Origin of the sequence: Photobacterium angustum (assembly GCF_003026365.1) — a bacterium.
Taxonomy (GTDB): domain Bacteria; phylum Pseudomonadota; class Gammaproteobacteria; order Enterobacterales; family Vibrionaceae; genus Photobacterium; species Photobacterium angustum.
This window is the reverse complement of the sequence record NZ_PYOM01000009.1, coordinates 64,102-77,712: the sequence shown is the minus strand read 5'-3', so window position 1 is coordinate 77,712 and position 13,611 is coordinate 64,102. Positions and strand designations below refer to the sequence as shown.

The 13,611-nt window shown below is 41.2% G+C and carries 16 protein-coding genes; 9 read left to right on the top strand and 7 right to left on the bottom strand.

Features of this window, described 5'->3' with window-relative positions; genetic code table 11:
• The 4 genes from CTN01_RS10950 to waaA are packed head-to-tail and all read left to right on the top strand — an operon-like array spanning position 1 to position 4,679.
• Positions 1–1,272: an O-antigen ligase family protein gene (locus tag CTN01_RS10950; RefSeq protein ID WP_045149877.1), complete on the top strand. Its 1,272-nt coding sequence runs from the start codon at positions 1–3 to the stop codon at positions 1,270–1,272.
• Positions 1,269–2,351, top strand: coding sequence for a glycosyltransferase family 4 protein (locus CTN01_RS10945; RefSeq protein ID WP_045149876.1), 1,083 nt, complete (start codon positions 1,269–1,271; stop codon positions 2,349–2,351). Before CTN01_RS10950 ends, CTN01_RS10945 begins: the two co-directional genes overlap by 4 nt.
• Before the next feature lie 15 nt (positions 2,352–2,366).
• Positions 2,367–3,398 carry a lipopolysaccharide heptosyltransferase II gene (waaF, locus tag CTN01_RS10940; protein ID WP_045149875.1) on the top strand — a complete coding sequence of 344 codons (1,032 nt, stop codon included), beginning with the start codon at positions 2,367–2,369 and terminating at the stop codon, positions 3,396–3,398.
• Positions 3,399–3,404: 6 nt separating this feature from the next.
• Positions 3,405–4,679: a lipid IV(A) 3-deoxy-D-manno-octulosonic acid transferase gene (gene waaA, locus CTN01_RS10935; RefSeq protein ID WP_045149873.1), complete on the top strand. Its 1,275-nt coding sequence runs from the start codon at positions 3,405–3,407 to the stop codon at positions 4,677–4,679.
• Positions 4,680–4,726: 47 nt separating this feature from the next.
• Here waaA and CTN01_RS10930 read toward each other — a convergent pair whose 3' ends face one another.
• On the bottom strand, positions 4,727–5,425 hold the full coding sequence (locus CTN01_RS10930) for a 3-deoxy-D-manno-octulosonic acid kinase (protein ID WP_045149871.1): 699 nt from the start codon (positions 5,423–5,425) through the stop codon (positions 4,727–4,729).
• 89 nt (positions 5,426–5,514) lie between these two features.
• Between CTN01_RS10930 and CTN01_RS10925 the strand changes: the two genes are divergently transcribed.
• The 5 genes from CTN01_RS10925 to CTN01_RS10905 all read left to right on the top strand — a co-directional run bounded on the left by CTN01_RS10925 (position 5,515) and on the right by CTN01_RS10905 (position 9,625).
• Positions 5,515–6,573: a glycosyltransferase family 9 protein gene (locus CTN01_RS10925; RefSeq protein ID WP_045149870.1), complete on the top strand. Its 1,059-nt coding sequence runs from the start codon at positions 5,515–5,517 to the stop codon at positions 6,571–6,573.
• A gap of 7 nt (positions 6,574–6,580) precedes the next feature.
• Entirely contained in the window at positions 6,581–7,366 is a 786-nt protein-coding gene (locus CTN01_RS10920) for a glycosyltransferase family 2 protein (RefSeq protein WP_045149869.1), read from the top strand.
• Positions 7,363–8,157: a glycosyltransferase family 2 protein gene (locus CTN01_RS10915; protein ID WP_045149868.1), complete on the top strand. Its 795-nt coding sequence runs from the start codon at positions 7,363–7,365 to the stop codon at positions 8,155–8,157. Before CTN01_RS10920 ends, CTN01_RS10915 begins: the two co-directional genes overlap by 4 nt.
• A complete protein-coding gene (gene coaD / locus CTN01_RS10910; RefSeq protein WP_045149867.1) occupies positions 8,154–8,636 on the top strand; it encodes a pantetheine-phosphate adenylyltransferase in 483 nt (160 codons plus the stop codon). The genes CTN01_RS10915 and coaD overlap by 4 nt, the downstream gene beginning before the upstream one ends.
• A gap of 263 nt (positions 8,637–8,899) precedes the next feature.
• Positions 8,900–9,625, top strand: coding sequence for a glycosyltransferase family 25 protein (locus CTN01_RS10905; protein WP_045149866.1), 726 nt, complete (start codon positions 8,900–8,902; stop codon positions 9,623–9,625).
• A gap of 32 nt (positions 9,626–9,657) precedes the next feature.
• Here CTN01_RS10905 and CTN01_RS10900 read toward each other — a convergent pair whose 3' ends face one another.
• From CTN01_RS10900 to radC, 6 genes are all read right to left on the bottom strand, one after another.
• Positions 9,658–10,662 carry an NAD-dependent epimerase gene (locus tag CTN01_RS10900; RefSeq protein ID WP_045149864.1) on the bottom strand — a complete coding sequence of 335 codons (1,005 nt, stop codon included), beginning with the start codon at positions 10,660–10,662 and terminating at the stop codon, positions 9,658–9,660.
• A gap of 142 nt (positions 10,663–10,804) precedes the next feature.
• Positions 10,805–11,614: a bifunctional DNA-formamidopyrimidine glycosylase/DNA-(apurinic or apyrimidinic site) lyase gene (mutM, locus tag CTN01_RS10895; protein WP_045149862.1), complete on the bottom strand. Its 810-nt coding sequence runs from the start codon at positions 11,612–11,614 to the stop codon at positions 10,805–10,807.
• A 15-nt stretch (positions 11,615–11,629) separates the two neighbouring features.
• Positions 11,630–12,148, bottom strand: coding sequence for a hypothetical protein (locus CTN01_RS10890; protein ID WP_045149860.1), 519 nt, complete (start codon positions 12,146–12,148; stop codon positions 11,630–11,632).
• Positions 12,149–12,319: 171 nt separating this feature from the next.
• Positions 12,320–12,487 carry a 50S ribosomal protein L33 gene (rpmG, locus tag CTN01_RS10885; protein ID WP_005371942.1) on the bottom strand — a complete coding sequence of 56 codons (168 nt, stop codon included), beginning with the start codon at positions 12,485–12,487 and terminating at the stop codon, positions 12,320–12,322.
• Positions 12,488–12,500: 13 nt separating this feature from the next.
• Positions 12,501–12,737 (bottom strand): 50S ribosomal protein L28, encoded by a 237-nt coding sequence (gene rpmB / locus CTN01_RS10880; protein WP_005371944.1) that lies wholly within the window; start codon positions 12,735–12,737, stop codon positions 12,501–12,503.
• A gap of 172 nt (positions 12,738–12,909) precedes the next feature.
• Positions 12,910–13,584 carry a RadC family protein gene (gene radC / locus CTN01_RS10875; RefSeq protein ID WP_045149858.1) on the bottom strand — a complete coding sequence of 225 codons (675 nt, stop codon included), beginning with the start codon at positions 13,582–13,584 and terminating at the stop codon, positions 12,910–12,912.
• Between the last annotated feature and the right edge of the window lie 27 nt (positions 13,585–13,611).

Below are 13,611 nucleotides of genomic sequence, written 5' to 3'. Positions count from 1 at the left end.
ATGAATCTGCCCCGCTTTTTAAATCGTGAAATAATCATAAGCTTGCTCGTCGCAAGCTTTCCTGTTTTATGCCTTGCTTACGGTAAAGGTTATAACTTACCACCACTTTTATTATTGGTAGCTGCACTTGGGTTTTGTTGGCAATTCAAAAAAGTTAACTATACAACACAAGTGAAATGGGTATTAAGTAGCTTTAGCATTTACTTTCTCACCTATTTAGCCTCAACGCTTTATTACGGTGGGAGCTTTTCTGAAATTGATATGCCTAGCCGTATAGTGTTAGTTCTACCTATATTTCTATTACTGCTGCTCTATCCAACGAAAGTTAATATCTTAACTTCAGGTTTTATCATCGGCTCGATCATTGCAGGTGTTGTAGCAATAATTCACATTCATGATTTTAAGATTGGTCGAGCATTTGATGGCGGTTTAGAAAGCATTCACCCATCGTTAAAAGGCTATATGCCTATTCAATCTGGCAATATGGCGATGACACTAGGGTTAATCAGCCTCACGATTAGTCTTTATTATCTGGACCAAAAGTCATGGTGGAAGTTTACGCTAAGCTTAATTGCTGCATTTTTAGGTATCTATGCAAGCTTTCTTTCTGGAAGTCGTGGTGGCTGGGTATTTTTACCTATTGCTATCGTTTATTTAGCCTTTAGTAATCGTCAATTAATCACGAAGAAAATAGCTCTATTTAGTATGGTTATTTTAGGCGCCGCAGTATTTTCACTAAGCCAGAATACGGAAATTACATCACGCCTAAACACAGCAACTCATCAAATTGTTCAATATCAAAAAGGCCATGATGAAAACTCGTCGTTAGGCGTTCGATTTGAACTTTGGAAAAGTGCTATTTACACCACAGAGCAGCACCCTATTATTGGTGCAGGTTACCAAGGTCGAGAAGTACTAAGAGAAAAATGGGCGCATGATGGCCTTGTGAATGCACAAGTGATTAAAGAATATTTACATTCACACTCCCATAATCAATTCTTAGAAGACTTATCTGTCCGTGGTGTTATTGGGCTAACAGCCTTACTTGCCATTTTTATAATTCCTTTTGGTATTTTTATTACAAACCATCGTATTACAAACTCGTCCCAACAGAAAATGATCAACCAGTGTGGTGCTATCAGTGTGATCATGATGATAGGTTACTGTTTGTCTCAAGCTATGTTTCGTCATAATTCGGGAATGATTTTCTATTCTCTAATGACAGTCATTCTGCTAGCAACAAGCATTTCAATGAGAGAGAAACAATCATGAAGTTACTCATATTAAGCTCTTATTTAGATGCTTGGAACAGCGTTAGACCAGAAGCCGAAATGTGTATCGAGATGGTCAAGCAAGGTCACGAAGTCACTATTATCACCCAAGGTGATGCTCCTTATGTCGAGCGTTTTCGTGAAGCTGGAATAACGGTGATCGATTGCTACCCAAGTCGTAAAATTTGCTTCAGAACAATAAAAACAATTCGTCATGAACTACGCCAACACCATTATGATGTGGTGTATGCACTTAACTCTAAGACTATCCCTAACGCTGCGTTTGCTTGTATTGGTTTTCCTGATACAAAACTTATTAGCTACCGTGGCACTGTGGGCGGTATTTATCGTCATGACCCATCATCGTATTTAACGCATCTTCATCCTCGCGTGAATGGGATCTCTTGTGTCGCAGAAGCGGTGACAGAGTCAGTACGAAGTGTTGTTAAGTTATCACCTGAAAAAGTTCAAACCATTTATAAAGGTCATGACTTAGCTTGGTATAAAGCAGATGCGCTGCCACGTGAGCAACTCGGCTTAGCCGATGATGATATTATTGTTACCTGTGTCGCCAATGCACGTAAATCCAAAGGCGTGCATGTTCTGCTTGATGCCGCTAAGCAGTTAGCTGATATCGACAATCTACATCTGGTGCTCGTTGGTCGTGATATGGATACGGAAGAAAATGACCAATTGGCAACGGCGAGTGGTATGCAACATCGTATTCACTTCTTAGGTTACCGCTCTGATGTACCTGAAATCATGGCGACATCCGATATCCAAGTGCAACCATCTATTAGCGGTGAAGGTCTACCCAAAACAATTATCGAAGCGATGGCAATGGCAAAACCTTCTGTTGTCACAACTACTGGCGGCAGTAAAGAGTTAGTAGAAGAAGGTAAAACCGGATTTGTTGTTGAAACCAATAATCCTCAAGCATTAGCTGATAAAATTAAACAATTAGCAGAATCTAAAACAGTACGCGTTGAAATGGGACAGAATGCACAACAACGATTAAAAGCGCATTTTTCAATCCAAGAAACAACAAAACAACAGCTGAACTTCTTTCAAAGCGTTTAAAACAACGGTTGTAATGTGAAAATATTAATTATTGGCCCATCATGGGTTGGCGACATGGTGATGTCGCAATGTCTTTATACCGAGCTTAAAAAGCTTCACCCAGACGCTATCATTGATGTCATGGCACCCGGCTGGTGTAAACCCGTACTCGAGCGTATGCCTGAAGTCAATCAAGCAATTGAAATGCCTCTTGGACATGGCGATCTCAACCTGTTTGCTCGCTATCAATTAGGTAAAATTCTTCGCGATGACAACTATGAGCATGCGTACGTATTACCCAATTCCGCCAAATCAGCATTAATCCCCTTATTTGCCAAGATCCCAGTTCGTACAGGCTGGAAAGGTGAGATGCGTTACGGCTTACTCAATGATCTGCGCAATAACAAAAAATCATTTAACTTGATGATTGAACGCTATATTGCACTAGCGCATCCGGCAACGGAAATGACAGGCTCTGGCTGTTTAACCGATATGCCATATCCAAAGCTCACCATCGACGCCACCGCTCAAAATAAAGCACTAACTAAGTTCGGTTTAAACCGAGATAGAACCGTGATTGGCTTATGTCCTGGCGCTGAATTTGGTCCAGCAAAACGTTGGCCTGAACAACATTTTGCAAAAGCTGCCGCAACGCTGATAGAGCAAGGTAACCAAGTATGGTTATTCGGCTCAGCAAAAGATCGTGAAGTGACCGATAAAATAAAAGCCAGCCTGCCGCAGGAAATGCAAACGCATTGCCAAAATCTTGCTGGTAATACGTCTTTAATCGAGGCGATTGATTTACTTGCCGCCTGTACAACTGTCGTTAGCAATGACTCTGGTCTGATGCATATTTCAGCCGCCGTTGGCTGTAATATCGTGGCGTTATACGGTTCAACATCACCGGGTTATACCCCACCTTTGGCTGAGCATGTTGAAGTATTACATACCGATATCAGTTGTCGCCCATGCTTTAAACGCGAGTGTCCATTAGGTCATTTGAAGTGTTTAACAGAGCTGACACCTGATTTAGTGGTTGATGCGATCAATAAGTTACAACAAGCGTAAGTGAATATGTTACTTAGAATCGTTTATACCCTACTTCTTGCTCTGGCTTCCCCGTTACTTCTGTTTGGACTATACAAACAAAAGCCGGGGAAACCTCGTTTTGGTAAGCGTTGGAAAGAGCACTTTGGTTTGACGCCTGTGGTTAATGGTGAGAAACCTATTTGGATCCATGCCGCATCGGTTGGAGAATCTATTGCGATCACGCCACTGATCAAAGCGCTAAAAGAACAATATCCAGCACAAGCCATCGTGGTTACAACAACCACTAGCACGGGTGCTGAGCAAATAGCTAAGCTAGGTGATTTGGTTGAACACCGCTACATGCCGATTGATTTTGCTTGGTGTGTACGAGGTTTTCTAAAAGCGGTGCAACCTAAACTGATGTTGATTGTTGAAAAAGAGCTATGGCTCAATACGCTAGCGACCGTTAAAAAGCAGCATATCTCGATCGTAATCGCTAATGCTCGCTTATCAGAACGCTCTGCTCAACGTTATCAATCGGCCGCGTTTTTTACCAAACCACTACTTAATAATGTCGATAGCATTCTTTGTCTTCATCAAGACGACGCAAAACGTTTTATCGATATTGGAGCGGCTAAAGAGAAGGTTACGGTAACAGGCTCAATTAAATACGATCTTACTATTGCGCCAACGGTCTTTGAGTACGCTGCACAATTACGTTCTCAGTTAGGTCAAGATCGCCCTGTATTCATTGCTGCGAGTACTCACAAAGGTGAAGATGAGCAAGTCTTTACTGCTTTTAAGACGATATTGCAGCACAACGAGAAAGCATTACTCATCATCGTTCCTCGCCACCCTGAACGCTTCAATGATGTTGAAATGTTGGCAAAACAGCAATTTCAATTGTCCGTTCATCGACGTACCAATAACGCTGAATTTACGCCACAAACCCAAGTGTATTTAGCCGATACCATGGGGGAGATGTTATTACTTCTTGCTAGTAGTGATGTTGCGTTTGTCGGGGGAAGTTTGATCGGTGATAAAGTCGGTGGACATAATCTACTCGAACCTGCCGCAGTAGGAAAACCGGCTATCACAGGTCCTAGCTACTATAACTTTATCGATATTACAGAGCAACTACTGCAAGCTGACGCGATAGAGATCTGCCAAGGTAGTGCCGAGCTAGCAAAACAAGTAATTGAGTTGTTTGATAACCCAGAGCGTCAATATGTAATGGGAGAAAACGCAAAAAAAGTGGTAGAGCAAAATCAGGGCGCGGTACAACGCACCATTGATAATATAACTAACTACCTGCATTAAATTCATAGCGATGAGAGCCCACACTCATCGCTACTTCATCCCTAACCTTATTGATAGCCATCGCATAACGCTTGCCAGTCTTGAGCCTGCCATTGAATATTACGCTTCTTCACTTCTTTTATAAATGAGCGCTCTAAACGGGCTAGGTTATCCTTCTTCCAACTTTCACCCTGTTGCTGATAGCACTTATCAAAGTCAATCAACCAAACTTGCTGATCCATATCAAGCAAGATGTTGTGGGCATTTAAGTCTGTGTGGCAAACCTGCAGGTCATGCATCTTACGGATCATGATACCAATTTGGCGCCAAACCGAACTTGGCAGAGGTGATTTAATAAGTAGCGCAACAAGATCACAACTATGAGGGATTTTCTCAACCAAAATATCTGCGCGATAAACACAACCTTTCTTTTCCGCTTTTGCGGCTACAGGGCGAGGAACGTTTACCCCGCCTTCACGTAATACTTTTAAAAGCATCAATTCAGCATAACTACGGGTTTTATCCCAACCAGTAAACCAATAACTGTCACTCACCAACTTACCAAATAAGCCACCACGACGATAATGACGCAATGCCATTTCCATTTTATCGCCAGCAACAAACCAAGTTGTGCCCCGCCCTTGCGCCGAGCCGACAATGGCATTTTGTTGACGCCAAAAATCAATCTCAAAGCAACAATGCGGATCGACAGTTAAATAATTGTCATCAAACCATATCATTTGCTGTTCATGGCTAATTTTCTGCACTGTTGTCTTTCTCCTGTTTATTTTGGTTTATTTTACAATTACCAGCGCTAACTGCATAATTCGCTAACCACTTTTTATTAGGTACCACTATGGCTTTGTTTACCACTGCGCCTCAATCTATCTGTATTTTACGGCTATCAGCTATTGGTGATGTGTGTCATGCGATCGCTGTAGTACAAGCCATCCAAAAACATTGGCCAGAAACCAGTATTACATGGGTAGTAGGAAAAACAGAAGCTCAGCTTGTAAGTCAACTGCCTCATATCAAGGTGGTCAGTTTTGATAAAAAAGCAGGCTGGCAAGGGATCAAAGCAGTTTGGAATACCTTGAAAGGTCAAAAGTTTGATGCCCTACTCGATATGCAAGTCGCGCTGCGTGCAAGCCTATTATCTTTAGGGATTAAAGCACGTTATAAAGTCGGCTTCTCTCGTCAAAGAGCCAAAGAGGGACAATGGCTATTTACGAATAGAAAGCTGCCACAAACAAATGCTCCTCATGTACTTGATAACTTTGCTGAGTTTGCTCGCTACATAGGCGTACCTTTTACGGCTCCAGATTGGCAGATCCCATTATCAAGTGAAGATATTGCCTTTGCTCAGCAATACACTAACAAACCAACATTGATCATCTCGCCTGCTGCAAGTAAAGATGAGCGAAACTGGCTTATAGAGCGCTATGCTGCCGTTGCTGATCACGCCGTTAGTAAAGGATTAAATGTCATTCTATGTGGTTCACCGACGCAACGAGAGCAAGCGTTAGGTGAGAAGATTATACAACATTGTCATCACCCTATTACTAACCTTATTGGTAAAACAAGCCTGATCCAATTAACCGCATTGCTAAAATACGCAACGGTTGTTATCGCTCCTGACTCAGGTCCAGCCCATTTAGCAACCACACAGGGCACACCAGTGATCGGTTTGTACGGGCATAGTAATCCAACACGCACAGGCCCTTATCTTAGCCAACAATATGTCGTCAGTGTGTATCGACAATTTGCAGAAAAGTATTATGGCAAACCTGTTTCAGAGCTTCCTTGGGGAGCACGAGTAAAAGGCAGTGATATTATGGCTGCGATTTCTGTTGATGATGTTATCACCCAACTCGATACCATCATCGACTCATTAACCTTGACCCAATCACAGTGAGAAAACAATGAACCAACAGAACACCAAACCAAGCCTTGCTGTTGCACTGATTGTAAAAAATGAAGCCAAGCATCTGGCGGCATGTTTAGACTCAGTAAAAGACTGGGTTGATGAAATCGTGATCTTAGACTCAGGCAGCACCGATAAAACAGAAGCGATTGCACGACAATATACCGATAAATTTTATGTCTCTGATGATTGGCCAGGATTTGGCATTCAACGCCAACGTGCACAGCAATACATTCAATCGGATTATGTTCTGTGGCTAGATGCTGATGAGCGAGTGACGCCAGAGTTGAAAATCTCGATTGAAAACGTACTACAATCTCCGGATCACAAGACGGTTTATTTGATTAATCGATTGAGCTCAGCATTTGGACAATTTATTCATCACTCAGGTTGGTCTCCCGATTGGTTAGTTCGATTGTATTCAACGCAGTTCACCCAATATAACGATGCATTAGTACATGAAAAAGTCATCATTCCAGAATATGCACAACAACAAAAGTTATCGGGACGACTGCATCATCATACGTACGATAATCTGCATCATTACATCGAAAAAACGACAAAATACATCAAAGCATGGACCGATGAACGCGAAGGCCGAAAAAAAAGCAGCATTACAACGGCTCTCTTACATGCTTTTGCCAGTTTCCTTAAAATGTACGTGATTCGATTAGGCTTTTTAGACGGCCGCCGAGGATTTATTCTCGCTTGGCTGACTATGCACTCCACATTCGTTAAATACACTGATTTATGGCTTAGAGAACAACAGGACAAAACGCAATGAAAATTTCTTTGATCATTACCACCTACAATTGGAAAGAAGCCTTAAGTGCCGTTTTAGACAGTGTTCTGCGCCAATCACAACTACCCGATGAAGTGATCATTGCCGATGATGGGTCTCGTGAAGATACCAAAGCATTAATTGACCAATATCGAATGTTTTTTCCAGCTCCATTAATTCATTCTTGGATCCCTGACGAAGGATTTCAACTGGCCAAAAGTCGCAATGAAGCCATTGCTAAAGCCCAAGGTCATTATCTGATCATGATCGATGGTGATATGGTGCTATCTTCAACTTTTATAGCCTCGCATGCAAAAGTAGCAAAAGAACATCAGTTTGTACAAGGTGGTCGCGTACTAACTGATTTAGAATTCAGTAAGAAAATCATGAATCAAGGTGCGATACCATCCATTACATCAACAGGGATTCGTAATCGCCACAATTGCATTAGCCATCCTTTGCTCAGTCAATGGTTTTCCTACATTCGTAATAATGATAAGTCGACCCGTGGCTGTAATATGGCATTTTGGCGCGAAGATGTTATTCGAGTGAATGGTTTTAATGAAGACTTTATTGGTTGGGGACGAGAAGACAGTGAATTTGTTCACCGAATGCTAAATCTCGGTTTACAACGCTTATATTTAAAGTTTGCTGGGGTTGGATATCATCTTTATCACAAAGAAAATTCACGTCAATCTCTTGCAGACAACGACATTATTTTACAAAAAACCATTGATGATAAATTGACTTATTGCCCTAATGGCATCGATAAATATTTAGGAACACAAAAATGACCACACGCGTAATTTATCCAGGCACTTTTGATCCCATCACCAATGGTCATCTTGATCTGATTGAGCGCGCAGCCGCAATGTTCGATACGGTCATTGTTGGTGTAGCGTACAATCCAAGTAAAAAGCCGTTGTTTGATTTAGATGAACGCGTTGCACTGGCTCAATCTATAACTCAACATCTTCCTAATGTCGAGATTGTCGGTTTTTCAGGGCTATTGGTTAATTTTGCCAAAGAGCACAACGCAAACGTGTTAGTTCGAGGTCTGCGCGCAGTCTCAGATTTTGAATATGAATTTCAACTCGCAAACATGAACCGTCGCTTGATGCCAGAGCTTGAAACCGTCTTCTTAACGCCAGCAGAAGAAAACTCGTTCATTTCTTCAACCATAGTTAAAGAAGTTGCACTACATAAAGGTGATGTTAGTCAGTTTGTTGATCCACTGATCACCACAGCATTACTGGAAAAGCTCGCTAAATAGACATTAAAATCACGCGTTATGCGATTTTTTACACTTTATCGTCAAATAAGCCAAATAGTACAACAATGGCATTTAAAAGTTTTTAATTACAAAAACTTCGAGGGTTAATCTTTCAATTTAATAATAGGTATACCCCTTGTGGGTATACATTTTATACTATATGAAAATTATCAATCTTACCGTATTCAATTTTTTTTGATAGAATCCAGTGTTCATTTATACAACTAGATAGCAAGCTTAAACTAAGGTCATTGACATAATATATGAAAATATTCGTCATCAATTTACCATCATCTTCAGATCGCCGCCCTTTTATTTCTAAAAAGATGAAAGATATTGGTGTTGATTTTGAGTACTTTTCTGCAATTGACGGCAAAAAAGAACTCCCTCAAGATCTAGTTAATTGTCCTGATGATAAACACAGAATTTACTTTCGAAGTCGCCCTTTATCTTCAGGTGAAAAAGGTTGCTACGCTAGTCATTATCGTCTTTGGCAAAAATGTATCGAATTACAGCAGCCAATTGTCATTCTAGAAGACGATTGTATACCAACAAAATTTTTTAAAGACATATATACTCAGCTGCCAGTTCTTCATAGTAAAGGATATGAATACCTACGATTACAAGGGCAACAAGGGCCGTTTAAAGTAATTGAGCAATTTAGTGACTTACAAATAGTATTATGGAAAGAGAATCTAATCGGAACTGTTGGCTATAGTATTAGTCCGCTTGGCGCAAAAAAACTCATAGAAAAAAGTAAAAAATGGCGTTGCCCTGTCGATAATTTTATAGGTGAATCTTATAGAACTAATTTATCGTGTACAGGAATACAACCATATGCGATAGAACATGATGATAACCAAGCAAGTACAATACAACCAACATCAGCTAAGTCTGAAGTATCACTAATTTATAAGTCCTTTAGAGAGATTTACCGTTCATACCGTGACATTAGAATGTCACTTCATTATTATTTTACTAAAAAGTAATAATTAAAGGCCTAATTTTAGGCCTTTTAAAATTACTTTTGATAAAACTCTCGATACCAATCAACAAAGGCTTTTACACCTTCTTTAACTTTAACCTCAGGTTTATAGCCGGTTGCTTTAAATAAATCTTCTGTATCTGCGTACGTCATGTAAACATCACCTGGCTGCATGTCCATGAAGTTTTTCTTCGCTTCAATACCTAGCGCTTCTTCTAGCGCTTCAATGTAATCCATCAGTTTTACAGGACTACCGTGACCGATGTTATACACACGATAAGGTGCAGAGCTGGTTGCTGGTGAGCCCGCTTCTACCGTCCAATCAGCATTAGGCTGCGGGATCACATCCTGAATACGCATCACACCTTCAACGATATCATCGATGTAAGTAAAGTCACGACGCATATCTCCGTGGTTGTACACATCGATTTCTTTCCCTTCCATAATTGCATTGGTGAATTTAAACAATGCCATGTCTGGACGCCCCCAAGGGCCATAAACAGTAAAGAAACGCAAGCCAGTGGTTGGTACGCCATAAAGGTGCGAATAAGTATGTGCCATTAACTCATTCGATTTCTTAGTAGCAGCATACAGTGAGATAGGGTGATCAACACTATCAGCCGTATTAAAAGGCGTCTTATGATTTAAACCATATACTGAGCTTGAAGATGCATAAACAAGGTGTTCAACCTTGTTATGGCGACAACCTTCTAAAATCGTTAGATGTCCAACTAAGTTACTATCAGCATAAGCTAATGGGTTATCAATTGAGTAACGCACACCCGCTTGTGCTGCGAGATGGATCACACGGTTAAATTGCTGCTCGGCAAATAGATTCGCAATACCGTCACGATCGGCTAAATCTAATTCAATGAAGGTGAAATTAGAATGAGCAATACGAGCTAAACGCGCTTGCTTGAGTGAGACATCATAGTAATCGTTAAGATTATCGATACCTACAACTTGATGGCCTTGAGCACATAAACGCTCTGTCACTGCGCTACCAATAAAACCAGCGACGCCGGTAACAAGATATTTCATACTTCTATCCTCAATAACGCTTCAAGCAGCGTTACTCAACCTTAAAACTGCGAGCATAATAACATTTTAGCTCAATCAACGAAGGGAAATCCTAAGCAAACCGACTCAATAAATATGATGGTTAGGTTAACTAAAATCGAACCTACTTCTGGCAATCAACACAAAACACTGTCGCACGTTGGCCGATTTTAGTCTCACTTAATGGCTTACCACACTTTGGACAAGGTTTACCTGCTTTACCATACACCTGCAGCTCTTGTGCAAAATAGCCAGGCTTTCCGTCTGCGTTTTTAAAATCTTTTAATGTCGTACCGCCCTGTTGAATGGCAAAGGCTAATACCGATTTGATCTCTGCCACCAGCTTCGTCATCCGTGCGAGTGAGATTTTACCCGCTGCACGTTTAGGGTGAATACCTGCCGCAAACAAAGATTCATTGGCATAAATATTACCAACACCAACAACCACATGATTATCCATAATAAATTGTTTTATTGCGGTGCGTTTCCCTTGAGCTTTTTCATACAAGTATTCCACGTTAAATTCGTCGCTCAGCGGCTCTGGACCCATTTTCTCAAGCACAGGGTGCGTTACCCCTTTCTCTTCCCATAACCACGCGCCAAAGCGTCTAGGATCGTTATAGCGCAGCACTTCACCACTTGTGAGTACCAAATCAACGTGATCGTGTTTTTCGACTGGAGTTCCTACGGGTAAAACGCGTAAACTGCCAGACATCCCTAAATGTACAATCGCATAGCCAACATCGGTTTCTAACAGCAAGTATTTAGCGCGACGTGTCACCCCACGAATCACTTGCCCTTCAATCGCTTTAATCGCTTCAGGAATAGGCCACCGCAGTCGAGGGTTACGGATAATAATTTGTTTCACCGTTTGATCGATGACATGAGGAGATATCCCCATTCGGCTCACTTCTACTTCTGGTAATTCAGGCATGACTCAATCTCGTTTTTATTCGTTATTTGATAAATATGTCGGAAACAGATAATCCGCAGCAACAGACACAGCAATCCATTGTTGACCATTATTGAACAACCAAAATTTAGGCAAGGCATAAACCGTTAATCGAATAGGTTCTACTTGTTGCTCCCCCCAAAATTCGATCGTTTGTGGAGGTGGTAGCTGTAAACTCAACTTTGATATCGTTGCTTCATCCACCACTGTGCCTTGTAGATGTTGCCAACGTTGCACTAACTCACTGGCTGAAGTCGATAACTTAGCCGAGCTTTGCCACTGCCCATTACTTTGCTTAAGCGTAAAATGTGGAAAAACAACTCGCTGAATCAAAAAATCTGGCGAGAGGACAAAAACAGTATTGGGAATATTATTTACTTGCTCGGTAACAGTTTGTGTCACCGCTTCTTTAGGTGCAAATCGTTCGCGAAGTAAATCAGGCAATTTAATTATCGCGATAAAACACAGCACACCTATAATAATGATGTTATTCCAGCCACGTCGAGTTAAGCGCATTCATCTATTCCTGTCTTATCTTAATGAAAATAAAGATAACACTAGTGAAGTCATTGCACCATTGGCTGATAAATAACGAACAGAAAAGTCGTCAGTGAATAAAAATTGGAAAGTAATAGATATAAAAAAACCCAGCGAGGCTGGGTTTTTATCAAAGAGTGATAAAACCAATTACTTGATTTTAGCTTCTTTGTAAAGCACGTGCTGGCGAACTACTGGATCAAATTTCTTGATCTCAAATTTGCCTGGCATGTTGCGCTTGTTCTTGTCGGTAGTGTAGAAGTGGCCTGTACCAGCAGATGATACTAGACGGATCTTCTCACGAATGCCTTTAGCCATTCTTTAAATCCTCTTAAACGTTCTCGCCGCGAGCACGCATTTCACCAAGAACGACATCAATGCCTTTCTTATCGATGATACGCATGCCTTTCGCAGAAAGGCGTAGTTTAACGAAGCGTTTTTCGCTTTCTACCCAGAAACGATGAGTTTGCAGGTTCGGCAGAAAACGACGCTTGGTGGCATTACGTGCGTGTGAACGGTTGTTACCCGTTACAGGACGCTTACCAGTTACTTGGCATACTCGGGACATTACTGTCTTCTCCAAATCGTTTCAGCTCGATATCTACTGTAGAAATTCACTGTAAAAAAAATTTTCACAGATAACTACAGCTATCAAAGGTCGCGCATTATACTAAGTCAAAACCAGTTGCTCAAGTCCCGAGCAGATCCTTTCTCACTTTTTTATCGAAAAATCGGCTATTTTATAACCAACCAAGCTCGGTGAAAGAAATAATCTCCCCATCACCAACAACAAAATGATCCAGAACACGAATATCGACCAAAGCCAGCGAATCGCTGATTTTGCGCGTTATTCGACGGTCAGCCTGACTAGGTTCAGCGACGCCTGATGGGTGATTATGCGCTAAAATGAGCGCTGCTGCATTAAGTTCTAGTGATCTTTTTACAACTTCACGTGGATAGACGCTCGCACAATCGATCGTTCCTTCAAATAAAACCTCTCCAGTGATCACTCGGTGCTGGTTATCTAAAAACAGGATATAAAAGGCTTCACGCTGTTTATCACGTAATTTTCGCGCTAAATATCGACGGGTATTTTGTGGACTTGTGAGAACATCATCTTTTTTTAAAGTTTCTTCTAAATACCGCTCATTCAACGCTAAAACTGCCTGCAATTGTGCAAATTTTGCCGGCCCCAAACCTTTAAACTGACAAAATATCTGTTTTTCAGCACCAAGCAGTGCTCGAAGAGATCCAAACTCATGCAGTAAATGGGTCGCCAATTCCAGCGCATTCATTCCTTGAGTACCGGTGCGTAAAAAAATGGCTAATAATTCAGCATCGGTTAATGCATCAGAGCCATGAGATAATAACTTTTCTCGCGGTCGTGATGCGACTGGCAATTGCTTTAATGACATAACCCCTCCCATTGATATACCACTAGC

Excerpts from the sequence above, each read along its gene's own strand:
- rpmB (WP_005371944.1), bottom strand. The coding sequence starts at position 12,737 with ATGTCCCGAGTATGCCAAGTAACTGGTAAGCGTCCTGTAACGGGTAAC.
- CTN01_RS10945 (WP_045149876.1), top strand. The coding sequence starts at position 1,269 with ATGAAGTTACTCATATTAAGCTCTTATTTAGATGCTTGGAACAGCGTT.
- CTN01_RS10900 (WP_045149864.1), bottom strand. The coding sequence starts at position 10,662 with ATGAAATATCTTGTTACCGGCGTCGCTGGTTTTATTGGTAGCGCAGTG.
- waaA (WP_045149873.1), top strand. The coding sequence starts at position 3,405 with ATGTTACTTAGAATCGTTTATACCCTACTTCTTGCTCTGGCTTCCCCG.
- CTN01_RS10925 (WP_045149870.1), top strand. The coding sequence starts at position 5,515 with ATGGCTTTGTTTACCACTGCGCCTCAATCTATCTGTATTTTACGGCTA.
- CTN01_RS10905 (WP_045149866.1), top strand. The coding sequence starts at position 8,900 with ATGAAAATATTCGTCATCAATTTACCATCATCTTCAGATCGCCGCCCT.
- CTN01_RS10950 (WP_045149877.1), top strand. The coding sequence starts at position 1 with ATGAATCTGCCCCGCTTTTTAAATCGTGAAATAATCATAAGCTTGCTC.
- coaD (WP_045149867.1), top strand. The coding sequence starts at position 8,154 with ATGACCACACGCGTAATTTATCCAGGCACTTTTGATCCCATCACCAAT.
- CTN01_RS10915 (WP_045149868.1), top strand. The coding sequence starts at position 7,363 with ATGAAAATTTCTTTGATCATTACCACCTACAATTGGAAAGAAGCCTTA.
- CTN01_RS10890 (WP_045149860.1), bottom strand. The coding sequence starts at position 12,148 with ATGCGCTTAACTCGACGTGGCTGGAATAACATCATTATTATAGGTGTG.
- CTN01_RS10920 (WP_045149869.1), top strand. The coding sequence starts at position 6,581 with ATGAACCAACAGAACACCAAACCAAGCCTTGCTGTTGCACTGATTGTA.
- radC (WP_045149858.1), bottom strand. The coding sequence starts at position 13,584 with ATGTCATTAAAGCAATTGCCAGTCGCATCACGACCGCGAGAAAAGTTA.
- rpmG (WP_005371942.1), bottom strand. The coding sequence starts at position 12,487 with ATGGCTAAAGGCATTCGTGAGAAGATCCGTCTAGTATCATCTGCTGGT.
- mutM (WP_045149862.1), bottom strand. The coding sequence starts at position 11,614 with ATGCCTGAATTACCAGAAGTAGAAGTGAGCCGAATGGGGATATCTCCT.